21 protein-coding genes and 1 pseudogene are annotated in these 21024 nt (G+C 66.2%); 7 read left to right on the top strand and 15 right to left on the bottom strand.

What is annotated here, in order from left to right; translation table 11 throughout:
• Window positions 1-81: 81 nt before the first annotated feature.
• The 3 genes from A6M56_RS05235 to A6M56_RS05245 are packed head-to-tail and all read right to left on the bottom strand — an operon-like array spanning window position 82 to window position 2538.
• A complete protein-coding gene (locus tag A6M56_RS05235; RefSeq protein WP_027679355.1) occupies window positions 82-978 on the bottom strand; it encodes an ABC transporter permease in 897 nt (298 codons plus the stop codon).
• Window positions 968-1762 (bottom strand): ABC transporter ATP-binding protein, encoded by a 795-nt coding sequence (locus tag A6M56_RS05240; protein WP_012430126.1) that lies wholly within the window; start codon window positions 1760-1762, stop codon window positions 968-970. Before A6M56_RS05240 ends, A6M56_RS05235 begins: the two co-directional genes overlap by 11 nt.
• A 53-nt stretch (window positions 1763-1815) precedes the next feature.
• Entirely contained in the window at window positions 1816-2538 is a 723-nt protein-coding gene (locus A6M56_RS05245) for a GntR family transcriptional regulator (RefSeq protein ID WP_027679354.1), read from the bottom strand.
• A gap of 228 nt (window positions 2539-2766) precedes the next feature.
• Here A6M56_RS05245 and A6M56_RS05250 point away from each other — a divergent pair, with 228 nt between their 5' ends.
• Genes A6M56_RS05250 through A6M56_RS05265 form a run of 4 tightly spaced genes read left to right on the top strand, consistent with a single transcriptional unit; the run spans window position 2767 to window position 6497 of the window.
• Window positions 2767-3816, top strand: coding sequence for an ABC transporter substrate-binding protein (locus A6M56_RS05250; RefSeq protein WP_082062915.1), 1050 nt, complete (start codon window positions 2767-2769; stop codon window positions 3814-3816).
• An 11-nt stretch (window positions 3817-3827) separates the two neighbouring features.
• The gene (locus A6M56_RS05255; protein ID WP_045219590.1) at window positions 3828-4742 is read left to right on the top strand and encodes an ABC transporter ATP-binding protein; all 915 of its coding nucleotides are present in this window, start codon (window positions 3828-3830) and stop codon (window positions 4740-4742) included.
• Window positions 4739-5527 carry an ABC transporter permease gene (locus A6M56_RS05260; protein WP_045219592.1) on the top strand — a complete coding sequence of 263 codons (789 nt, stop codon included), beginning with the start codon at window positions 4739-4741 and terminating at the stop codon, window positions 5525-5527. The genes A6M56_RS05255 and A6M56_RS05260 overlap by 4 nt, the downstream gene beginning before the upstream one ends.
• 19 nt (window positions 5528-5546) lie before the next feature.
• Window positions 5547-6497: a transporter substrate-binding domain-containing protein gene (locus tag A6M56_RS05265; RefSeq protein WP_145997134.1), complete on the top strand. Its 951-nt coding sequence runs from the start codon at window positions 5547-5549 to the stop codon at window positions 6495-6497.
• Window positions 6498-6525: 28 nt separating this feature from the next.
• On the opposite strand, the gene A6M56_RS05270 is transcribed toward A6M56_RS05265, so the two are convergent.
• From A6M56_RS05270 to A6M56_RS05280, 3 genes are read right to left on the bottom strand one after another with little or no spacing between them, the layout of a single operon-like run.
• Window positions 6526-7170 carry a methionine ABC transporter permease gene (locus tag A6M56_RS05270; RefSeq protein ID WP_045219594.1) on the bottom strand — a complete coding sequence of 215 codons (645 nt, stop codon included), beginning with the start codon at window positions 7168-7170 and terminating at the stop codon, window positions 6526-6528.
• Window positions 7163-8029, bottom strand: coding sequence for a methionine ABC transporter ATP-binding protein (locus A6M56_RS05275; RefSeq protein ID WP_082076363.1), 867 nt, complete (start codon window positions 8027-8029; stop codon window positions 7163-7165). The genes A6M56_RS05270 and A6M56_RS05275 overlap by 8 nt, the downstream gene beginning before the upstream one ends.
• A gap of 11 nt (window positions 8030-8040) precedes the next feature.
• Window positions 8041-8853, bottom strand: coding sequence for a MetQ/NlpA family ABC transporter substrate-binding protein (locus A6M56_RS05280; protein WP_102079062.1), 813 nt, complete (start codon window positions 8851-8853; stop codon window positions 8041-8043).
• A 195-nt stretch (window positions 8854-9048) separates the two neighbouring features.
• Between A6M56_RS05280 and A6M56_RS05285 the strand changes: the two genes are divergently transcribed.
• From A6M56_RS05285 to A6M56_RS05295, 3 genes and pseudogenes are all read left to right on the top strand, one after another.
• A complete protein-coding gene (locus tag A6M56_RS05285; RefSeq protein WP_102079061.1) occupies window positions 9049-10413 on the top strand; it encodes an LLM class flavin-dependent oxidoreductase in 1365 nt (454 codons plus the stop codon).
• A gap of 4 nt (window positions 10414-10417) precedes the next feature.
• Window positions 10418-11635, top strand: coding sequence for an acyl-CoA dehydrogenase family protein (locus A6M56_RS05290; protein WP_102079060.1), 1218 nt, complete (start codon window positions 10418-10420; stop codon window positions 11633-11635).
• 201 nt (window positions 11636-11836) lie between these two features.
• A pseudogene (locus tag A6M56_RS05295) lies at window positions 11837-12573 on the top strand (alpha/beta fold hydrolase).
• A 24-nt stretch (window positions 12574-12597) separates the two neighbouring features.
• On the opposite strand, the gene A6M56_RS05300 reads toward A6M56_RS05295, so the two are convergent.
• The 9 genes from A6M56_RS05300 to A6M56_RS05340 all read right to left on the bottom strand — a co-directional run bounded on the left by A6M56_RS05300 (window position 12598) and on the right by A6M56_RS05340 (window position 20995).
• Window positions 12598-13689 carry an acyl-CoA desaturase gene (locus tag A6M56_RS05300; RefSeq protein WP_102079059.1) on the bottom strand — a complete coding sequence of 364 codons (1092 nt, stop codon included), beginning with the start codon at window positions 13687-13689 and terminating at the stop codon, window positions 12598-12600.
• Window positions 13673-14803 carry a sterol desaturase family protein gene (locus A6M56_RS05305; protein ID WP_102079058.1) on the bottom strand — a complete coding sequence of 377 codons (1131 nt, stop codon included), beginning with the start codon at window positions 14801-14803 and terminating at the stop codon, window positions 13673-13675. Before A6M56_RS05305 ends, A6M56_RS05300 begins: the two co-directional genes overlap by 17 nt.
• A complete protein-coding gene (locus A6M56_RS05310) occupies window positions 14800-15423 on the bottom strand; it encodes a phosphatase PAP2 family protein (RefSeq protein ID WP_045219604.1) in 624 nt (207 codons plus the stop codon). The genes A6M56_RS05305 and A6M56_RS05310 overlap by 4 nt, the downstream gene beginning before the upstream one ends.
• Complete coding sequence (locus A6M56_RS05315) at window positions 15420-16730, bottom strand: F390 synthetase-related protein (RefSeq protein WP_102079057.1); 1311 nt, start codon at window positions 16728-16730, stop codon at window positions 15420-15422. Before A6M56_RS05315 ends, A6M56_RS05310 begins: the two co-directional genes overlap by 4 nt.
• Entirely contained in the window at window positions 16727-17533 is an 807-nt protein-coding gene (locus tag A6M56_RS05320; protein ID WP_062738832.1) for an MBL fold metallo-hydrolase, read from the bottom strand. Before A6M56_RS05320 ends, A6M56_RS05315 begins: the two co-directional genes overlap by 4 nt.
• Window positions 17511-18524: an NAD-dependent epimerase/dehydratase family protein gene (locus A6M56_RS05325; protein ID WP_102079056.1), complete on the bottom strand. Its 1014-nt coding sequence runs from the start codon at window positions 18522-18524 to the stop codon at window positions 17511-17513. The genes A6M56_RS05320 and A6M56_RS05325 overlap by 23 nt, the downstream gene beginning before the upstream one ends.
• Entirely contained in the window at window positions 18521-19507 is a 987-nt protein-coding gene (locus A6M56_RS05330) for a 3-oxoacyl-[acyl-carrier-protein] synthase III C-terminal domain-containing protein (protein WP_102079055.1), read from the bottom strand. The genes A6M56_RS05325 and A6M56_RS05330 overlap by 4 nt, the downstream gene beginning before the upstream one ends.
• A gap of 158 nt (window positions 19508-19665) precedes the next feature.
• On the bottom strand, window positions 19666-20370 hold the full coding sequence (locus tag A6M56_RS05335) for a Crp/Fnr family transcriptional regulator (RefSeq protein ID WP_082062919.1): 705 nt from the start codon (window positions 20368-20370) through the stop codon (window positions 19666-19668).
• Window positions 20363-20995 carry a 2-hydroxychromene-2-carboxylate isomerase gene (locus A6M56_RS05340; protein WP_045219612.1) on the bottom strand — a complete coding sequence of 211 codons (633 nt, stop codon included), beginning with the start codon at window positions 20993-20995 and terminating at the stop codon, window positions 20363-20365. Before A6M56_RS05340 ends, A6M56_RS05335 begins: the two co-directional genes overlap by 8 nt.
• Between the last annotated feature and the right edge of the window lie 29 nt (window positions 20996-21024).

The following is a 21024-nucleotide window of genomic DNA, read 5'->3' on the forward strand; positions in this document are numbered from 1 at the left end:
TCCTCCCCGCGACAAAAATCCAAGGCGCCATCTAGGGCAGGGTACGGCCACACCGTCTGGGCGCTGGCGTTGCGCCCATGTTCAGTTCTGCATGCCCCAGCGTTTGACGGTGCGGGCTTCGAGCGTGCGGAATACTAGGTTCTCTACCAGCAGGCCGATGATGATCACCGTCAGCAGGCCGGCAAAGACTTCCGGAATCTGCAACTGGTTCTTGTTCTCGTAGATGTACCAGCCCAGGCCGCCCTGGCCGGAGCTGACGCCAAACACCAGTTCGGAGGCGATCAACGTGCGCCATGCGAAGGCCCAGCCGATCTTCAGGCCGGTGAGGATGGAGGGGAACGCGGCCGGGATCAGGATCTTGGTCAGGTATCCCATGCCGGAGAGCCCGTAGTTGCGGCCCACCATGCGCAGCGTGTTCGATACCGACAGGAAACCGGCATGCGTGTTGAGCGACACCGCCCACACCACCGAATGCACGATCACGAAAATCAGGCTGCCGTTGCCGAGGCCGAACCACACGAGTGCGATCGGCAGCAACGCAATGGCCGGCAGCGGGTTGAACATGGCGGTGAGCGTTTCCAGGAAGTCCTGCCCGAGCCGGTTGCTGATGCCGAGCACGACCAGGGCGCAGGACAACGCCAAGCCGAGCGCGTAGCCTGCCAGCAGCGTTTGCATCGACGTGCCGATGCGCGCGAACAGCGTGCCGCTCGCTAACCCAGCCCACAAAGCCTGCACGGTGTCAGAGAAGGTCGGCAGCAGAAGCGGGTTGTCGAGCCAGCGCGCACCGCCTTCCCACACGAGTGCGAGCACGACGAGGATGACGAGCTTGCGCAGCCATGCCTGTTCGTACAAACGCTCGGCAATGGACAGCGGTTTTTCCACCACGCCGATGCGCTCGAACGCCACGGGCGTGCTGTAGACGGGCGCGCGGTTGCTGATGTCGGTGGCGGCTGGCATGGAAAGCGTTTCAGTCTGCATGGGTTTCCTCCACTGCGCGGGCGAACAGCATGTCGTGGATCTCGGCTTCGAGCGCTTTGAAGCGCTCCGGGTCATCATCGCCGCGCGCAAGGCTCGGCAGCTCTGCGCGGACCTGGCCCGGATGCGGCGACAGGATCAGGATGCGGCTGCCGCAGCGGATCGCCTCCGGAATCGAGTGCGTGACGAACAGCACGGTGAAGCGCGTTTCGTCCCACAGCTGCAGCAGCTCGTCCTGCATCTTGCGGCGCGTGAGCGCGTCCAGCGCGGCGAACGGCTCGTCCATCAGCAGCACGTCGGGCTCCATCGCCATGCCGCGCGCAATGGCCACGCGTTGCTTCATCCCGCCTGACAGCATGTGCGGGTGATGGTCGGCAAACTTGGTGAGGTTGACCTTGTTGATGTAGTGCAGCGCGCGCTCTTCGGCTTCACGCGCACCCAGCTTGCCGGTGGAGAGCAGCGGGAACAGCACGTTCTCTTTCACCGTCTTCCACGGCAGGAGCTGGTCGAACTCCTGGAACACCATCATGCGATCCGGCCCGGGCTTGGTCACGGGTTGCCCCTTCAGGCGGATCTCGCCCTCGGTGGGCGTGAGGTAGCCACCGATGGCCTTGAGCAATGTCGATTTACCGCAGCCCGACGGCCCGAGCAGGATGTAGCGCTCGCCGGGATAGACCTGGAAGTCGACGCGGTAGGTGGCCGTCACCAGATGCTGGCGTGTCTTGTACTGCAGCGTGACGCCGCGCACGTCCAGCAGCGGCGGCGCGGTCGGTGAGTTGGCCTGCATGATGTTGTCTCCTGTGTGTGTTTTTGTCGGATTGGGTTGCAGGGTATGCGGCGCTACCGGATATCGACGTGGTAGCGGAAGTGCGCCGCCGCGCCGCGCGAGCGCCGCCATTCGAGCGGCACCCGGTCGTAGCCCCGCGCAACGCGTTCAATGACCATCACCGGATCGCCGGCCTGGATGCGCAACAGCCGCGCATACGTTGCGTTGACGGCCTCGGCGGTGAGCGTTTCCTCAGCGCTGGCAATGATCTGCCCGCAGTGCGATTCGTACAGCGGATACAGCAGGTCGCCAAACGCCTCGAGTTCCAACGTGGCGAGCGGTGCAAAGCGGTCGTACGGCAGCCAGATTTCTTCGGCCAGCATGGGCGCGCCATCCAGCAGACGCAGTCGGGTCAGGCGAATGACGGGGGCGCCCGTTTCAATCTGCAGGCCCGCAGCGGGGGCAGACGGCGCATCCAGCACATCGCGCTTGAGGATGCGGCTCTCAGGAATGCGCCGCTCGCCGCTTTCACTCTGGAAGCGGAAGAACCGGAACAAGGAGCTGGCAAAGCTGGCGCGCCGCACGAAGGTGCCCCGGCCCTGGAAGCGTTCGAGCAGGCCCTCCGCCACCAACACATCGACGGCTTTGCGGACCGTGCCGACCGCCACGTTGTACGTCTTGGCCAGCTCGGCCTCGGTGGGGATGGCGTCGCCCGGGCGCCAGTGCTGCTGGGCGATCTGCGCGGCCAGATCGTCGCGCAATTGCTGATAGCGGGGCAGGCGGAGATCGGCGGGCATGGGTATCGAAAGTGGTCAACTATTCATCTATATGACTCGTCATTGTAGGGAGCTTGAGGGCCGCCGGCATTAGAGGAAAACCCGTGGCCCGGGCCGGGATGTCGGGCGCAGCGCGCAACCGATATGGATGCGCGAAAAGCTTCGTTGTCGTGCGGGATGGCCTATCCAATACTAGGCTGCGCCCATGCTGTGGGCGCTTGCAGACACTCCACCTTTGCGGAACGCCTGATGTCATCCAATGCCTTCTCTCTCACGTCGCGCCGCCGGGCGTTGAAACACCTTGCAACGCTGGCCGCATTGGGCAGCACCGGCCTGGGCCTGACAGCATGTTCGCGCAGCGATGGTCAGCAGAACGCCAAGGCGGGCAGTGGCCCGGCCGTCATCAAGAAAGCCGGTGACAAGGTGAGTTTCAAATATCCGGACAACCCGGCGTTCGACCTGATCTACCTGGCCGACCAGCTTGGCTACTTCGACGGCACCAACACGCGGCCGAATTACATCGGCAAGGTGGCGGCGCCGCAGATCATTCCGCTGGTCGGTACGGGCGAGATCGACTTCGGCTCGCGCATGGTGCCCCTGGTCATCTCGGCCTATGCCAGCGGCGCCGATATCAAGGTGGTGGCCGCCGGCGGCAAGACGCTGGAAGAAGCGCCCCACATGAAGTACTTCGTGCGCAAGGATTCCGGGATTCGCCAGCCGAAAGACCTGGAAGGCAAGACGGTCGGTTTCAACAGTTTTGGCGCGTGCGCCGAGTTTGTGACCAAGACGTTCCTGCGGCAGAAGGGTGTGGACGTCAACAAGATCAATTTCGTTGTGATTCCCGATGACCAGGCCGAGCAGACACTGGCCACAGGCAACACCGATCTGGCGATCATCCATGCGCCATTCTCGGGCCGCGCCGATCATGCGCAAAACCTCGTGCGCCTGTGGAGCGACTACGACCTCGACGGCGGCCTGGGCGGCATGGCGCCGTACAGCGCGCACGGCAAGTTCATCCGGGAACAGCCCGAAGCAGTGCGCGACGTGGTGACGGCGCTGGCCAAGGCGGGCAACTGGGTCAACGCCAACCCGGAGGATGCACGCAAGCTGGTCTCGCAGCGCATCAAGCTCGATCTGCAGTTTGTCGATCGCTATGCGTATGTAGAGGACCTGGTGATCACCGAGCCGCCCATTCAGTACTACATCGACGTGCTCGAACGCGAGGGAAAGCTTGCGAAGGGCAAGGTGGCCGCGCGCGATATCTACACCAACGAGTTCAACCCGTACGTCAAGGCCTGAAGGACACGACGATGAGCAGCAAGATCGTGGCGCGCGGTGTGCGCATGGATTACAGCGTACGCAACGATGCAGGGCAACGGGAAGACGTGGCCGTTTTGCGAGACTTCGACCTGGACATTCGCGACGGCGAGTTTCTTTCGGTGTTGGGGCCGTCCGGGTGCGGCAAGTCGACGTTTCTCAGCATCCTGGCGGGGCTCACCGACCGCACCGGCGGCAGTATCCGTATCGACGGCCAGCCCCTCACGGGCATCAACCCGCAGCAAGGCGTGGTGTTCCAGGGCTACGCGCTGTTTCCGTGGCGCACGGTGCTGGAGAACATCGAAGTCGGTCTGGAGATTCGTGGCGTGCCCAAGGCGGAACGCCGCCGCATCGCGCAGGAGCATCTGGAGCTGGTGGGCCTGACGGGCGCGGGTGCCCGCTATCCGCACGAGATTTCGGGCGGCATGAAGCAGCGTGTGGCGATCGCGCGCTCGCTGGCCTACAAGCCTGATGTACTGCTGATGGACGAACCGTTTGCCGCGCTCGACGCGCAAACGCGCGAGATCCTGCAGGGCGAACTGCTGCGCATCTGGGAGCAGTACCGCAAGACCATCGTCTTCATCACGCACAGCCTGGATGAGGCCATATTTTTGTCGGACCGCATCGCCGTGATGACGCGCCGGCCCGGTACCGTCAAGCAGATCCTCGAGGTGCCGTTGCCGCGCCCGCGCCTGCCGGAACTGCGCAATTCAGAGGCGTTCGTCGCGCTGCGCCAGCAGGCGTGGGACATCCTTAAGGACGAAGTGCAGTTTGCCAACCCGGGCGCCGCGCCCCGGCCGCTGGGCGCCACTGCCGATCCGCGCGAGCGCGCGGAAGGTGAAGCCGTGCTGCACGCCGCAGGGCACGATGTCCGTGGCCAGATTGCCGTTGCGGAGGCCGCACGATGAGCACGCGCAAGTTGACCGTCCGTCTTGGCGATCACGCATGGGGGGTGGCCGGCATCGTAGGATTTTTGCTGCTATGGGAGCTGGTGCCGCGCCTGGGCATCGTGAGCGATGCCTACCTGAGCCCGCCGTCGCAAGTGGCCGAGGCGATCTGGCAGCTCGCGCATAGCGGGGCGCTGCTCAAGCACGTGGCCGCGAGTCTGCAGCGTTCCTTGTGGGGTCTGCTGCTGGCCATCGCGCTGGGTGTGACGCTGGGCTTGCTGATGGGCTGGTTCACGCGCTTCGAGGCGATTGTCGATCCCATCCTCCAGCTGTTTCGGCAGACCTCCGCATTTGCGCTGTTTCCGGTGTTCATCCTCTTTCTGGGGATCGGCGAGCTGTCCAAGGTGGCCATCATCTTCTGGGCGTCGTTCTGGCCGGTGCTGCTGAGCACGATCGGCGGGGTGCGGCAGGTCGACAAGTTGCTGATCCACTCGGCGCGCTCCATGGGCGCGTCGAACCTGTTCGTGTTCCGCAAGGTGGTGTTGCCGGCGGCCACGCCGTCGATCTTCACCGGCATCCGCCTGGCCGGTACGTATTGCGTGACGGCGTTGGTGGCAGCGGAGATGATCGGTGCGCATTCCGGGCTGGGCTTCCTGACGCTGAATTCGCAGGAGGTGTTCCAGATCCCGACGATGTATGCGGGCATTCTTCTGCTGGCCGTGCTGGGGCTGGTGCTGAACACCATCCTGGCATCGATCGAGCGGCGCCTGACCCGCTGGCGCAAGGGCCTGACGCTCAATGCCTGAGCGTGCGCCCACATGGCGCGTGCCAATCCTGACCGCGCCGATTGCGCAGGCATGGCGCCTGCGCAGGCCCTGGCTCGTTGCGCTGGGCATTGCAGCGACAGGCGCGCTGGCCTGGTTCGGTGCGCCGGCGCTGATGCCCCACGTTCCGCATTGGCCCGAGCGCTTGCCCTTGCCGATGCAGGCCTGGCTGGCACAGCGTCAAGCGGAGCCGGACTGGGCCGCATTGCCGCTGGGCCCGGTGCTGCGCGATGCGCAACGTAATGGTGAGTTGGTCGTGGCAGTGCGCGCCTATGCGCGGCCGGCGCCGCCCGGGGTGACCGCACCGATGGAGCCCGATCACTTTGATGCCGAATTCGCAGCCACGCTGGCGCAGCACCTGCAATTGCAATTGCGGCTGGTCAACCTGCCGGCAGACGGCCTAGTGCCTCACGACGCGCATATCGACCTGGTCGTCGCCGGCAGCCAACCGGCGCCTGCTGCGTGGCAGCCTGTGCCCACGGCGTATACCGGCGGGCAGGGCGCGCTGGTGGTGCTGCGCAACACTCCGTATCGCTTCGCCGCCGATCTGCGCGCACGCACGGTCTGCGTTGCACAGGGCAGTCCGTATGCCAGCGGATTGGCTGCGCGTGATGGCGCCATTCCCCGGCAGTATCCGTCGGCGGTCCGTGCCATCTGGGGATTCCTTTCGGGCGAGTGCCAGGCGTTGGCAGACGATGCGCAAGCGCTGGCACGGCTGGTGCAATTGCCGGAATGGCGCTTCTACCGCACGCTGGAAGACGACATCGCCCCGGACAACACTGCGGCGCAGATCGCCCTGCGCACCCGCGATGCCGTGTCTGCCAACTATGTGGACCGTGCAGTGCGCGTCTGGAAGACCGGCGGTGCGCTGGCCCGCGCCCGCACACAGCGCGCCGGCGACATTGCCTTCGAGGTGAGCCGGTTGCAGGATGGGCTGGTCTGCCACAACTGACGGTATCGGCAGGCCTCGGTGGGCGCCGTCAGTGGCGGTGATCGAACTGGCGCGCCAGCCGCTCGCCGCCCAGCTGCACGGCCGTCACCAGCACGATGAGGATGGCGATGACGTTGAACATGACGGCGGTTTCGTAACGCTCATAACCGTAGCGGATAGCAAGATCGCCCAGCCCGCCGGCGCCCACCGCACCTGCCATGGCCGAAGCGCCGATCATGGCGATGACCGTCACGGTGGCGCCGCCGATGAGCGCGGGCAGCGCCTCGGGCAGCAGCACGTGCCGCACGATGTGCCAGCGGCGGCAGCCCATGGCGCGCGCGGCCTCCACCAGGCCGCGATCGACCTCGTTCAGGCCTACCTGCGATACACGCGCAAAGAACGGAATCAGATGGGCGCTCAACGGCACCACGGCCGCCCACGTGCCCATGGTCGTGCCGACAATGAGCCGGGTGACGGGCAGCATCGCCACCAGCAGGATGATGAAAGGGATCGAGCGGAACGTATTGACCAGTACCGACAGCACGCGGTGCAGGCGCGGCCGGGGCCGCAAGCCGCCCGGCGCCGACGTGGTGAGCACGATGGCCAACGCCAGGCCGACGACGAATACCACCAGGCATGCGCTGCTGACCATCAAGAGCGTTTCGCCGAATGCGCGCAGGTATTTTTCAAGCATGGGCGTAAGCGCGACCCGGCGGATCGGCCAAGAGGACAACAGGTTTGGTGGGCGTCATGCCAGAGCGTTGGCGCAGCGGACGCAGCAGTGCCAGCGTGGCGTCTGCATGCGGATCGGCGAACACCTGATCGACCGTGCCGTGCTCGGCAATGCGGCCTTGATCGAGCACCAGGACGCGATCGCAGGCGTCGCGGATCACCGCCATGTCATGCGTGACCAGCACGACGGTCAGCCCCAGGCGCCGGTTGATGTCGCCAAGCAGCAGGAGAATCTGTTCGGTGGTTTCAGGGTCCAGCGCAGACGTCGCTTCGTCGCACAACAGTATCTCCGGGCGATGCACCAGCGCGCGGGCAATGCCGACGCGCTGCTTTTGCCCACCGGAGAGCTTCGCCGGATACACGCCGGCCTTTTCGGACAGGCCGACCAGATCGAGTAGCTCCATAACACGCGGCCCGATGGCTTCGCGCGGCACACCCGCCACACGAAGCGGCAGCGCAACGTTCTCGAAAACGGTCTTGGCCGACAACAGGTTGAAGTGCTGGAAGATCATGCCGACGCGCCGGCGGAGCGCGACCAGGCCGTCTTCGTCAAGGCGGCCGACATCGATGTCGTCGATGCGGATCGTGCCCGCGTCGGGGCGTTCCAGCATGTTGACCGTGCGCAGCAGCGTGGATTTCCCCGCGCCGCTGCGGCCGATGATGCCGAACACCTCGCCGCGCGCGATAGTGAACGAAATGCTGTCGAGCGCGAGCGTGCTGGCGCCGGGATAGGTCTTGCTGATGCGTTCGAACGCAATGTGCGGCATGGCCGGGGCTGCCGTGTTCGGCAATGCAGTGAGGTGCGGCGCGAGCGGGGGCATGATCGGCTGCCTCAGAACGCCGGGATGACCGAGCCCTGGTATTTGCTCAGGATGAACTGTCGCACTTCTTCAGACTGATACGCCTTCACCAGCGGCACCACCCACGGCGCGCTCTTGTCCTGTTCCCGGACCACGATCACGTTGACGTACGGATTGCGTTCCTTCTTCTCCACCGCGATGCCGTCACGCGTGGCAATCAATCCGGCCTGGTAGGCAAAGGTGTTGACGATGGCCGCCGTGTCGACGTCGGGCAGCGAGCGCGAAAGCACCACCGATGCACTCTCCACCCACTCCAGCTTCTTCGGGTTGGCCGTCACGTCGGCCAGCGTGGCCGTGCCGGTAAAGGGATCGAAGCCGTCGCGCAGTTTGATCAGGCCATGATCGCGCAGGATGACGAGCGCACGCGTCTGGTTGCTCGGGTCGTTGGGCAGGCCGACGCGGGCGCCCACCGGCAGGGCTTGGAGCGATTTGTATTTGCGCGAGTAGAAGGCGATGGGCGAGATGAGCGTGTTGCCTACCGTCACCAGCTTGTAGCCGCGCTGCTTGATCTGGTCGCGCAGGAAAGGGATGTGCTGGAACGCATTGGCGTCGAGATCACCGTTGTTGAGCGCCTCGTTGGGGCTTGCGGTGCCGGTGATGACGATGGGCTGGACCTTCAGGCCCTGCTTTTCGGCCACGCGAGTGACGACCTCCCAGATTTCTTCATCAACACCGCCGCGCACACCGACCTTGATCGGTTTGTCTGCCGCCAGCACGGAGCCGGCGCCCAGCGTCAGGGCAGTTGCAGCGGCCAGGAGGGCGTAAAAGAAAGGGCGTCGTTTCATGGGGTGGCTCGTGTGTGGTGAAGACGTGGCCCAGTCTAGAAGCGGCGTGCAGTGCTGGTCCACGAACAAAACCGAAGTAGCAAATTCGCAGCATGTTCACCGCCGTGAATCCGCATATCGAAGCAACGATTGCTTCGTTGGAGCGACACGGAATGGCCGGTATGGTGAGCGCTTGTCCAAGCGCCGAGGTCTCCCGTGAGCGACACGCAGGCACCGCGTCAATTGCACCTGAACGTCAACATCCTGCACTCCGGCTTTGTACCGTCGGCCTGGAGACTGGCCGAGAGCGATCCGTACGCCTTTGCCGACGTGCAGCACTACGTGAAGGTGGCGCGGATTGCCGAGGCGGCCAAGTTCGATGCCGTGTTCCTGGCAGACAACGCCGCCATCGTCGATCAGATCCACTTCAGGCCGATTACCGCGCTGGAACCTACCGTGCTGCTGGCCAGCATCGCAGCGGCCACCACGCACATCGGCCTGATCGGCACGGCATCGACCAGCTACAACGAGCCTTTCAACATCGCCCGGCGCTTTGCCACGCTCGACCATGTGAGCGGCGGCCGCGCGGGCTGGAACGTGGTCACCACCGCCGATCTGCCGTCGGCACGCAATTTCGGCCGGGACACCGTGCCCGACCACACCGAGCGCTATGCCCGCGCCGATGAATTCACGAGCGTCGTCAAGGATCTCTGGAACAGTTGGGAAGACGATGCCTTTGTTGGCGACAAGGCCGGCGGCAGCTTTGTCGATGTACGGAAGGTGCATCCCATCGCCCATCGTGGCGAGTTCTTTCGTGTGCAGGGCCCCTTGAACCTGCCGCGTTCTCCGCAGGGCTGTCCGGTGCTTGTGCAGGCGGGCGGTTCGGCCGATGGCCGCGAGCTGGCTGCGCGCCACGCGGAGGCCGTGTTCTCCGCATCGCAAGGCTTTGAAGAAGCGCTGGCCTATGCGCGCGGACTCAAGGCACGCGCTCGGGCTTTGGGGCGAGGGCCGGAGGCGATTCGTGTGTTGCCCGGTTTGACCACCATCATCGGTGCCACGCAGGCGCAGGCCCGCGCGCGGCGTGATGCATTGGTCGACCTGATCCCATGGGATTACAGCCTCACGCGGCTGGCCGGCACGCTCGGTGTGCCGGTCGAGCGCCTGCAACTCGACGCACGCCTGCCGGACGATTTGCCGTTGCCCAACAACGGCAATGGCAATCACACGTTTTTCAACGCCACACTGGCATTGGCGCGCAGCCAGCAATTGACGGTACGCGAACTGATTCGCGAACTGGCCGGCGGTGGCGGGCATCGCGTGCTGGTGGGCACGCCCGAGCAGATCGCCGACGACATCGAGCACTGGTTCCGCCACGGCGCGGCCGACGGCTTCAATCTCATGCCCGACGCCTTGCCGGGCGGGCTGCAGGACTTCGTCGATGGCGTGGTGCCCATCCTGCAGCAGCGCGGGCTGTTTCGAACCGAATACGCCGGACACACGCTGCGCGAGCATTTCGGCCTCGCGCGGCCTGTCGGTCGCCCGACCAATCGCGCGGCTGCATCGCCGCTTTCATCGTGCTGATCTTATGAACACGCCACGCGATCTTCATCTCCCCGACCGCCTGCAGGAAGCCCTTGCCGAGCTGCCCGCCCTGGCCCGGCGCATCGGGACGGATGCCGCTGCACGCGAAGTGCGGCGCGTGCTGCCGTACGAAGCTTTTGCGCAGTTTCGCGCGTCAGGCCTGGGTTTGCTGCGCATTCCCGTGGAGTGGGGCGGTCTGGGCGGCTCGCTCGTCGACCTGTTCGAGACGATCAGCACGCTGGCCGCTCACGAATCGAACGTCGCGCATGCGCTGCGCATTCATTACGACCTGACCGAGGTCATCCGTCTGTCGCCGCTCGATGCGTTTCACCGGACGCAGTTGGATCGGCTGCTGGAGGGCGCCCTCTTTGGCGGCGGTTCAACCGAGCGCGGCACGTCGCGCCCGGGGGAGGTCACCACGACCCTCCAGCGCGACGGCGCCGACTACCGCCTCAGCGGCCGCAAGTACTACACCACCGGCACGGCGTTCGCCGATTACGGCCGCTTCAATGTCAACGATGACGCAGGCGGAAACGTGCAGATCATCATTCCGGTCACGCGCGAGGGCGTGAAGGTGATCGACGACTGGGACGGGATGGGCCAGCGCATGACGGCCAGCGGCAGCATCGTGTTCGAGCACGTGCAGGTGCGCGCAGACGAGGTGGCCTCGCGCGTCAGCAGCTCGCTGGTGGGACGCCATACCGGTGCGCTGCGCCAGTTGCATCTGGTGGCCGTGGCGGCAGGCATTGTGCGCAATGTGGCGGCCGACGCGCGGCGGTATGTGGTCAACCATGGGCGGCCGGTGTTGCACAGCCCGGCGCCGTCCGCGCGGGAGGACCACTTCATCCAGCAGGTGGTGGGCGACATTGCCGCACACGGCCATGCCATCGATGCCCTGGTGCGCGAGAACGCGCGCGTGCTGGATCGATCCGCCGACGCGATCCGCGATGAAGCGGAAAACGCCGACGCGCTGGTGCTGGAAGGCGCGCTGGCCACGGCGCAAACGCAGCTGGTTGTCGGCAAGCTGGCGCTGCATGCCGCGCAGCAGCTCTTTGAAGCGGGCGGTGCATCCATGACGGCGCGCGCGCACAACCTTGACCGTCACTGGCGCAACCTGCGGACGATCTTCAGCCACAACCCGTTGCTGCACAAGGCGCGGGTGGTGGGGGATTACCACCTCAATGGCGAAACGCAGCACCTGAAGGAAGGCCGCGTTTTCTGACCATTGAGCCGGTGCTGCCCCGGCTGCACTGTTCAAGGCGCTGCCCACCGCCTCTGCGTCGTACATCATGGCGCGCCGCGCTGGACGGTGATGCGCCGCTCATGGCCGGCATCACCGCCGCGCAGACAGTGATGGCCGTGGCGGCCATGCCGGCCGTGATGACGCTTCAAGGCCGTCTCCATCGCAGTGCTGGCACTTGGCATGGCCGTCAGTGCGCCCCTGCTGGCCGCCACGGTGGCCGACGCCGATCCACCTTCCGTCGTGATCGTGCACGGCGCCTTGCCGATGGATCCGACTGGGCCAAGGTGATCCCGCTGCTGCAGGCCAAGGGCGTGAAGGTGCAGGCGGTGCAGAACGGGCTGAACTCGCTGGCCGACGACGTGGCCGCCACGCGCCGCGCCGTCGGCAACCAGCCGGGCAAGGCCGTGCTGGTGGGGCATTCATGGGGCGGCACGGTCATCACCGAAGCCGGTGCTGACAGCAAGGTGGCCGGCCTCGTGTACGTGGCGGCGTTTGCGCCGGACGCTGGCCAGTCGACGGAAGAGGTGGGCAAGGACTACGCGCCCGCGCCGGGCATCGGCAAGCTCGTCGCGGACGCCAACGGCTATCTGTCACTGCCCCCCGCGGAGCTGGCGAGCGACTTTGCGCAGGATGTGCCCGCCGCGCAGGCACGCGTGATGGCCGCGACGCAAGGTCCCATCAAGGCCACGGCATTTGGCGAGCGCACCACGGTGGCGGCATGGCAAAGCAAGCCGTCGTGGTTCATCGTCAGCGCGCACGACTGTATGATCCAGCCGGATCTGGAACGCGCCATGGCCAGGAAGATTGGCGCCAAGGTGACGACACTGCCGACGAGCCACGTGCCGCAGCAGTCGCGGCCGCAAGATGTGGCAAAGGTGATTCTGGATGCGGTGCACGCGGTTGAGGCGCGCAACTGAGGCCGCGCGCGTGTTGCCTGCGCGTCAGTTCGGGCGTTGGCCCATGGCGCGCAGGAAGGTCTGCTGCGCGGTCAGCAACTCGCGGTAGGTGAGCGCGCGGTAGTCAAGTCCATGGGCGCGCGCCACCTCCGCCACGCGTGCAGCCAGCGCTGGATAGTGCCGGTGGCTATACGTCGGGAAGAGGTGATGCGTGAGGTGCCAGTTCAGGCCCCCGAGCCAGTAGCCGATCCACGCCGGTTGCGGTTGCCAGTCGCACGCGGTGTGGAACGCATGCTCGTGCCACGTGTGCGGCAGCTGGCCCGATTCGGGCGGCAGATAGAACGTCACGTCCGCCCAGTGCGTGCCCAGGATCAACGCGACCAGTACGCATGAGGCCAGCATCTGCCCAGCGAAGTAGCCGAATGCCACCCAGCCCCAGCCGAGGCCGAGCCGATGTGCCATCCAGGCCGGCACCGCCACCGCAATGAGCAAGTGCAACGCCTTCGCAGACAGGAACGTCATCCAGCCGCGCAGGCCGGGCAGCACGCGATCCGCTGCCAGCGGCGTGAGGCCAAGGCGATCCGACCAGTCGTAGATCCAGTTGATGTAGGGCAGCGACAGTGCAGCAATCAGCGGCCAGTAGCGATGCTGATAGCGAAACTGCGGATACCACGGCTGAAAGGGCGTCTGCCGCAGGAAGCGGTTTGCAGCGGTGTCGAGGTCGTAGTGCTCCACGTTGGCATGCGCGTGGTGATAGTGCACGTGGCGCACCGTCCAGTAGGCCGGTTCGATGCCGAGCGGGATGGCGGTCACACGCGTCATGAGGCGGTCCAGCCATGCCCAGGGGGAGAGCGCCCGATGCGCGCCGTCGTGCAGCACGTTCATGGCCAGCAGCATCGCGATGAACGGAAAGGCCATGTAGGCGAGCACGAATGTCGTCGCACCCGTGGCCGTCATCATGACGCCATACAGGAGGGCGGATACCACAACGAGGAAGGCGCCCTTGGCAATGAACTGCACATCGGCAAAGCGATGGTCGCCGTGCGCCTGCAGATGGTCGTGCGCGGCACGGCGCAAATCTTCGGCCAGCGACGAGGCGCGCGGTGAAGCGTAGCGGAGCTTAGCGAGATTCGGCATGCGGCGAAGAAGAGAGCGGCGATTCGGTCCGCAGCGCGTGCCACAGGCCGCAAGCAAGACCATGCAACCCGAGCGCAACGGCCAACGTGTCGGACAATGCATCGCCCGCGCCGCATATGCCGATCATCAGCACGGGCAGCGCAAGCGCCAGCAGCGGCCAAAGCCAGCGTCCCCAGCCTCGCCCATCCGACAATCCGCCCAGCGCCAGCGTGAGGAGCAGGATGAGCACGAACCAGCCCGCTTGCCAGTGCCCGGGCCACAGGCCGTCGGTGCGCACATAGTCGATCACCACGCCAAACAGCAGCACACCGCCGGTGGCGATCCAGCCGGCGGGCGTGGTGCGCGTATCGCGTTGCAGATGCGGCGTACGCAGCCCCAGCCATTGCAATGCCGGCACCACGTTGGCCCAGAACGGGTTGTCGCTGTGGGTGGGCTTGTGCACGCCATAGCGGATCGGCACGTCGGCCAGCGCGCGCTGATAGGTGCCGAACAGCTTGTCCCACAGCAGCAGCGTGCCGCCGAAGTTGCGGTCGATGTATTCCGGGTTGCAGCCGTGATGCACGCGGTGGTTGGCGGGCGTGACCATGAAGCGGTCCAACACGCCCGAGCGCCCGACCAGTCCGCAGTGGTTGTAGAACTGCACCGAGTAATGCAGGCCTGACACCGCCACGAACATTTCCGGCGTGACGCCGATCAGCGCCAGCGGCACGAAGAACGGCAGCGATGTCAGCGACGACAGCCACGCGTTGCGCACGCCCAGCGAGAGGTTGAAATGCTCGCCTTCGTGATGCACGGCATGGATCGCCCACAGAAAGCCGATCTTGTGATGCATGCGGTGCAGCCAGTAGAAGCCGAGATCCCATGCGACAAACGCGAAGGCCCAACCCGCAACCGGGTGCCAGCCATCCACCCAATGCAGGCTGGCATGGGCATATAGCCACGTGAAGCCCGCGACTTCCACGCCGCGGCACAGCCACATCAGCACGTGGCCGGAGTTGAGGTTGAGGATGACGTCGCGCCACGGCAGCGGTTGGCCGCGCCACCACTTGAGGGCAGCGAGTTCCAGCAGCACGCAGCCGAGCATCAATCCAAGCGGCAAGGCAAAGGCATTCATGTGGACACCGGTTCGATGGAGAGCGTTGACGCGCGCCGCGCCAACCATAGACGGACAGCCGCGCCGCACAGCACACCCACGGCTACGCCTGCCGACAGGTCAAGTGCGACGTGCCGGCGCGTCTGGATCGTGGCGTACAGGATGCCGAGCCCCCAGGCTGCGGCGAGCGCCGTGCGCATCGGCCTGCGCGAATCCGCGAGCGCCCACACCGAGAGCAGCGTCAGCGCCCCATGCAGCGAGGGCAGGCAGTTCTGGCTCGAATCCATCGCGATCAGCATGCGTTGCACGCTGCCGGGCAACGATGCATCCGCCAGCGGCGGGTAGTGCAGCGTGGTCGGCCACAGCATGAACACCGCACCGCTTACGAGCGCGCTCATCTGCATGGCGCGTTCCAGCCAAGGCAGGCGCGACACGTCGGCCCGCAGATACGCCAGCGGAATGAGCACGAAGAACGACACGTACAGCCAGATGCCCGACGTGCTGAACGGAATGGCGCGGTCCAGTGCAGTCTCGGGCACGATCGTGCCAACGCCTTGCAGCGCTCCGCAGAGGCCATAGACGAGGCCCACCGAACACCAGCCCAAGGCCATATGACGCAGGCGCGTGGCAAGCGGGCTCATCGTGCCGCTCCCGGCGCCGTGAGCCGGACGATGCGGCGGCGCTTGGTGGTGAAATCGGTGGCGATGCGCTCGGGTGTGGCGTGCCACGTCACGCGCGATGCATCGACGCCCTGGCAGGCGAAGACATCGGCCAGGTGCGCCCGGCACGCGCGTGCAATGTCGGCGTCGGCTGGTTGAATGGACAACGCGAGCGTGTTCGCATCGGTCTGCACCAGGCGGTAATCCGCGTGCAGCGGCAGCGCCTGTGCCAGCGCCCGCGAACACACGTCGGCAAACAGCGTGACGGTGCCGCCGCCCAGCGCGGGCAGGACGAGCGTATCGTCGCAACGGCCTTCGATACGCTCGATGGCCATCGCCGGATTGCCGCAGGGGCAAGCGCCCAGCGCCGGCTCGCGGCGGATGAGGATGTCATCGAGCCGGTAGCGCACGATGGGCTGCGTGCGGCGTGTGAAATCGGTAATGACGGGGACGAAGCGGCGCGCGTCCAGCCATTGCGGCTCGATGTGCACGTGCGCTTCGTTCAGGTGCAGCGTGCCGTGCGGGCAGGTCGCGCCCAGAAAGCCTTCGGTGGCCTGATAGACCTCACCGACGTTGCCAAAGGCCTGTGCAAGTAGTGCGCGGTCCATTGGCTCCAGCACTTCGGCGCCGGACAGCACCTGCACGGGCGCGATGTCGAGCCGGCCGGCAAGCTTCTCCATGGCAAGCGCACGCAGCACCTGCGCCGGCCCCACGATGATGGTCGGCTGCAATGCTTCCAGCGGCGCGCGGTGCGATTCGAACGGCGCAAACAGATCAAAGAACGAGAACGTCAGCCACGGGTTGCGCACGGCGGTGTACAGATTGCTGTTCGCGCGCAGGAACAGCGCGACGCGCTCGCCGTGCAACAGCCCGCGCGGCAGCAGCTTGGCGAGCAGAATGCCGGCCCACTGCGCACGCTCGGTCGGGCTCACGACGAATACGCCGCGTCCGCCGGACGTGCCTGACGACAAGCCCACCGAATACGCACCGACCGTCGGCCGGAAATCGCGTGACCGCTCGGCCTGTTGCGCACAGGCCAACACGTCGTGCAGGCGCAGGCCGGCGGTGTTCATGGCGTCGAAATTGGCCATCATCGTGGCCTTGTCCATTAGCGGCCATTCGTGCATCGGCTTCGATGCGAACGGGCGGAAATACGGGCTGCGAGTCAGCACGCGTTGCGTGAAGCGCGAGATCTGCCGCTGCTGGTGCGCTTCCAGCGCGGCGCGATCAGGCAGCCGCAGCCAGCGCGTTTGCCAGTACGACCACAGCAGGCGGTGCAACGCCGTCACAACGCCCCCTCGTGTGTGAGCAGGATGCGCACGTGGCCGCCCGCATCGAGCGCGTGCAGCTTGCGCAGCGTGTCGAAGTAGGCATGGCGGTCTTCCATGATCGAGTACGCCAATACCGACGGCCCACGCAGCTCCCGATAGCTCAGCGGCGACCAGGCGGCGTCGGCGGCCAGCAGCACCCAGCCTTCCTGCGTGCGCACGAACGCGCCAAGGTGCCCCGCGGCGTGGCCGGGCAGCGGCACGAGCAGCACATCGCCGTTGCTGTCGGGCAAGGCCCAGGCGGATGTGAATGGCGCCAGCTCCGGCGGCAGCGCCACTTGCTCGAACTGTTCGACAAAGCGCGTGCGCGTTTCAAAATCTTCGGGAATCAGCCCCGGCACGAAAGCGCGCCGCAACGCGGAAACGCCACGCAGCGCGCGCAGGTGCATCCATCCTTCGCCGGAGCAGATGACCGGCACGCCCGGAAAGTCGCGCAGGCCGGCAACGTGGTCGCCGTGGAAATGCGAGACGATCAATCCATCCAGATCAGCCGGGCGCACGCCCTGTTGCGCAAGCTGCGCCGCCATGGATTCCGACGTGTCGAAATACACGGGCGTGACCTTGCGATAGATCGCAAACAGGCCACTGCGCGTGTGGTCATGAAAATGCGAGGCGTAGCCCGTGTCCCACAGCCAGCGCCGCCCGGCGGCTTCGATCAGCCAGGCGCGTGCGGGAAACGCGCAGGTGCGCAGGCCCGCGCCGCGCAGCGCCACACACGCGGTATGCGTGCAGTACCCGGCTTCAAAAACGGACAACGTTGCCATGTTCACGTAACCAGTGAGCCGTGCGGCGGATGCCTTCGGCCATGTCGATGGGCGGCACGTAGCCGAGTTCGATGCGCGCGCGGTCGTTGGCGAGCGTCATGTCGTAGTGCAGAGCCGCGGCGCTGTAGCGCGTGAGCAGCGGCTCGCGGTGCGTGACGGCGCTGCCGGCCTCCATGACGCGGGCGGCCAATGCCATCGCCGGATACGGCACCGCGCGGATGCGATAACGCAGGCCGAGCTGCTGGCCCAGGAGTTGATCGAGCAGATCGCGCAGCGTGGCAGGCGCGTGGTTGGTGATGTTGTAGGCGGCGCCGGAAGGCACGTCGGCTGTGGTGGCGCACTGCATGGCGTGCACCACGTTTTCCAGATAGGTCAGGTCCATGCGCGCCGCGCCGCCACGGGGCAGGGGCAGCACGCCGCCGCGCAGCTCCAGCAAGTGCAGGATGCGCGGCAGGACCACGCGATCGTGCGGGCCGAACAGCCCGCGCGGCCGCAGGATGACGAAGTGCGTGCGGTGCTGCGTGGCGACCTGCTGCTGGATGGCCGCCTCTGCCAGCATCTTCGTCGCCGCGTAATGATTGGCGAAGCGCGCGGGGCGATAGCTCTCGGGCAGATCGGCGTGATGCTGGTAGTCGAAATAGATCGACGGTGTGGAGATATGCACGAAGCGGCGGACGCCACGCTTGACGGCACCTTCGGCGAGCGCCGCCGTGGCGCGCACATTGGCCGCGTAGAAGTCCGCATACGCACCCCACGGCGATGACAGCGCCGCGCAATGCCAGACCGTGTCGACACCGTCGAGCAGCGCATCCAGCGTGGTGGGTGTCAGCTGTGCCAGATCGGCCGGCACATAGTCTGCGCCACGGGCGGCAAAGGCGTCGCGTTGCGTGGCATCGCGCCCCGTCGCGCGCACGCGGGCGCCTTGCGCGAGCAGCGCGTCGACCGCGTTGCGGCCGAGCCCACCGGTGGCGCCTGTCACCAGCGTCGTCATAGCGTCAGCACCATGCCGCCGAGCGTCAGGCCGGCCGCCGTGCCGACCAGCAGCACCGGTTTGCCGGGCTCGATGCGTTGGGTCGTCATGGCTTCATGCAGCGCGGTGGGAATCGACGCGGCTACCTGGTTGCCGTGCTGCGCGTAGATATCGACCACGCTGGCTTCCGGCACGCCCAACCGCTTGCGCAGATGCTGCATTCCCAGGTGGCTTGCCTGATGCGGCACGACGACATGCATGTCGCGCAGCGTGTATTCGCTGCCGGCGAACAGCCGATCGAGGAAACCGTCCATCAGTTGCGAGGCGAGCTTGAATACGCGCTTGCCATCCATGTGAAACAGGTAATCGGTCGGTTGCGCGCCGGTGCGCGGGTTGCGGCGCGTGCCGCCCGCGCGGATTTCGCAGTAGGTTTTGCCGGCGGGGTACGTCTCCATGCGGTAGGCGTGGATGCCCGCGCCGGATATCGACGGTGCCGCTTCAACGATGACCGCCGCTGCCCCGTCGCCAAAGATCAATGCGGTCTCGGCGTCGTCCCAGTCGATGCCGCGCGAGGCGAGGTCGGACGCCACCACGGCGATGCGCCTGTACGCGCCCGTGGTCAGGAGGCTGCCCGCCACATGCAGCGCCGTCACGAAGCTCAGACAACTCGCATTGACATCAAACGCAGGCGTGCCGGCCGGCAGCCCGGCGGGCTCGAGGATGTGCGCGGCCGTGTTGGGCAGCGCCTGTTCTTGCACGCCCGAGGCGGAGATCAGCAGGTCGATGGACGCAGCCGGAACATCGGCGCGGCGCAGTGCATCGCGCACGGCAGCGCCGGCGAGTTCCGACTGGCGCTCGGCCAGCGTGGCATGGTGGCGAACGTCGATGCCGGACTTCTTGCGCACGTACCCCGCCCGATGCCCGAGGCGGGCATCCAGTTCAGCGGACGTGACTTGTTGCTCCGGCAGCGCCTTGCCGGTGGAAAGCAGATGAATCGGCAGCATAGATGCGGGCACGCACGGGGTGCGCGGCCCTGTTCCCTCTTCCGGCTGCCGCGCGCGCGGGGCGCATGCGGCAGCTTAGTGATCTTGTTTTGTTGCGCCGCGATTCTAGCGGGAGGACCGCGCCCGGCGAGATGAAAATTCGTTAATAGTGGTGACGTTCAGGCGCCGTAGCTGCGCAGCCGGTCGAGGTCGACGACCGTCACCCCGCCATATTCCAGCCGCACCACACCGTCCCTCTCCAGGGCCTTGAGCGACTGGTTGGCTGCCTGGCGCGTCATGCCAGAGAGCAGGCCGAGCTCTTCCTGCGTGATCTCGAGGTGGTCGCCGGCGCTGGGGTAGAGGACCGGGTTGAACAGCGAGGCAATGCAGCGCGCGAGCCGCGGCGTGGTATCGAGCATGCGGTCGTACTCGAGCAGCGCCATGAAGTGGCCGAGCCGCTCGTTGAGCTGCCGCACCAGGAAGCGGTTGAACGCGACGCTGTTCTGCACGAGCCACTGGAACGTCGCGCGGTTCATGAAGGCCATGCGCGTGTCGCGCAGCGCGATGATGTCGTAGCGGCGCGGCTCGTTCTTGAGCAAGGAGCCCTCGCCGAACCAGCCGCCGGCCGTGACCCCCGTAAAGGTGACGTTGCGCCCCTCCGGTGACACCGTGCCGATCTTCACCAGGCCGCTGACCACGCCCGTCCAGGAGTCCAGCACCGTGTCTTTCGCGCAGATGCAGCTGCCGCGCTCGTAGGTGCGCTCGATGATGCCGGTGCTGGCGCGCTCGGCTTCGTCGGCGGGCAGGTCGATCGACCACGCCGCAATGTGGGCCAGCCGCGCGCGGTTGATGCCCGGGCGCGCGGCGTCCTGCGGCTCACGCACGCTGCACGCCCACCGGCAGCGTGCTGATGCGGTGGACTTCCGGGGTGGAGAGCCAGTCGGTCGATTGGCACCGGAGGAACAGGGCCGTCGCGTCCTCGCCCCAGAACAGCTCGCCGTCGGCCGCAAGTGTCGGCACGCCGAACACGCCCAGCGCGATGGCGGCATCGGTGTGGTGCCGCAGTGCCTCCTTGACGGACGGCTGCTCGACGGCGGACACCCCTTGTGCAAAGCCGACGGCCTCGCACAGCGCTGCAAAGCCTTCGGTCGACCCGACATCGTGCCCGTCGCGCCAGATGTGCCGGAACACGGCGCGCACGGCTTCCAGTGAACCGCCCATGGCGATGGTCAGCCGCAAGGCCTTGATGGGGTTGAACGGATGGGCCGGCGGCATGCGAAACGGAATGCCCAGCTGCTGCGCACGGAACAGCGCATGCCGATATGTGAACACGCGCTTGGCGCCGATCTCTGCCGGGCCTTTCTGGCCCCAGTGATTCAGGATGGCGCCGAGCACCACGGGGCGCGGCGCGATGACGATGTCCGAGGGCAGCTTGTCGAACTGCTCGAGCTGCAGGTAGGCAAATGGCGAGATGACATCGAAGAACCAGTCGACAGTCTTGGCGGGCATGCGGGTCTCCTCCGGTGCGGTGTTGGCGG

This window comes from Ralstonia sp. RL (assembly GCF_001683835.1).
Classification (GTDB): Bacteria; Pseudomonadota; Gammaproteobacteria; order Burkholderiales; family Burkholderiaceae; genus Ralstonia; species Ralstonia mannitolilytica.

Bases quoted from the DNA above. Each gene is read 5' to 3' on its own strand.
- A6M56_RS05235 (WP_027679355.1), bottom strand. From the start codon at position 978: ATGCAGACTGAAACGCTTTCCATGCCAGCCGCCACCGACATCAGCAAC.
- A6M56_RS05240 (WP_012430126.1), bottom strand. From the start codon at position 1,762: ATGCAGGCCAACTCACCGACCGCGCCGCCGCTGCTGGACGTGCGCGGC.
- A6M56_RS05245 (WP_027679354.1), bottom strand. From the start codon at position 2,538: ATGCCCGCCGATCTCCGCCTGCCCCGCTATCAGCAATTGCGCGACGAT.
- A6M56_RS05250 (WP_082062915.1), top strand. From the start codon at position 2,767: ATGTCATCCAATGCCTTCTCTCTCACGTCGCGCCGCCGGGCGTTGAAA.
- A6M56_RS05255 (WP_045219590.1), top strand. From the start codon at position 3,828: ATGAGCAGCAAGATCGTGGCGCGCGGTGTGCGCATGGATTACAGCGTA.
- A6M56_RS05260 (WP_045219592.1), top strand. From the start codon at position 4,739: ATGAGCACGCGCAAGTTGACCGTCCGTCTTGGCGATCACGCATGGGGG.
- A6M56_RS05270 (WP_045219594.1), bottom strand. From the start codon at position 7,170: ATGCTTGAAAAATACCTGCGCGCATTCGGCGAAACGCTCTTGATGGTC.
- A6M56_RS05275 (WP_082076363.1), bottom strand. From the start codon at position 8,029: ATGCCCCCGCTCGCGCCGCACCTCACTGCATTGCCGAACACGGCAGCC.
- A6M56_RS05280 (WP_102079062.1), bottom strand. From the start codon at position 8,853: ATGAAACGACGCCCTTTCTTTTACGCCCTCCTGGCCGCTGCAACTGCC.
- A6M56_RS05290 (WP_102079060.1), top strand. From the start codon at position 10,418: ATGAACACGCCACGCGATCTTCATCTCCCCGACCGCCTGCAGGAAGCC.
- A6M56_RS05300 (WP_102079059.1), bottom strand. From the start codon at position 13,689: ATGCCGAATCTCGCTAAGCTCCGCTACGCTTCACCGCGCGCCTCGTCG.
- A6M56_RS05305 (WP_102079058.1), bottom strand. From the start codon at position 14,803: ATGAATGCCTTTGCCTTGCCGCTTGGATTGATGCTCGGCTGCGTGCTG.
- A6M56_RS05310 (WP_045219604.1), bottom strand. From the start codon at position 15,423: ATGAGCCCGCTTGCCACGCGCCTGCGTCATATGGCCTTGGGCTGGTGT.
- A6M56_RS05320 (WP_062738832.1), bottom strand. From the start codon at position 17,533: ATGGCAACGTTGTCCGTTTTTGAAGCCGGGTACTGCACGCATACCGCG.
- A6M56_RS05325 (WP_102079056.1), bottom strand. From the start codon at position 18,524: ATGACGACGCTGGTGACAGGCGCCACCGGTGGGCTCGGCCGCAACGCG.
- A6M56_RS05330 (WP_102079055.1), bottom strand. From the start codon at position 19,507: ATGCTGCCGATTCATCTGCTTTCCACCGGCAAGGCGCTGCCGGAGCAA.
- A6M56_RS05340 (WP_045219612.1), bottom strand. From the start codon at position 20,995: ATGCCCGCCAAGACTGTCGACTGGTTCTTCGATGTCATCTCGCCATTT.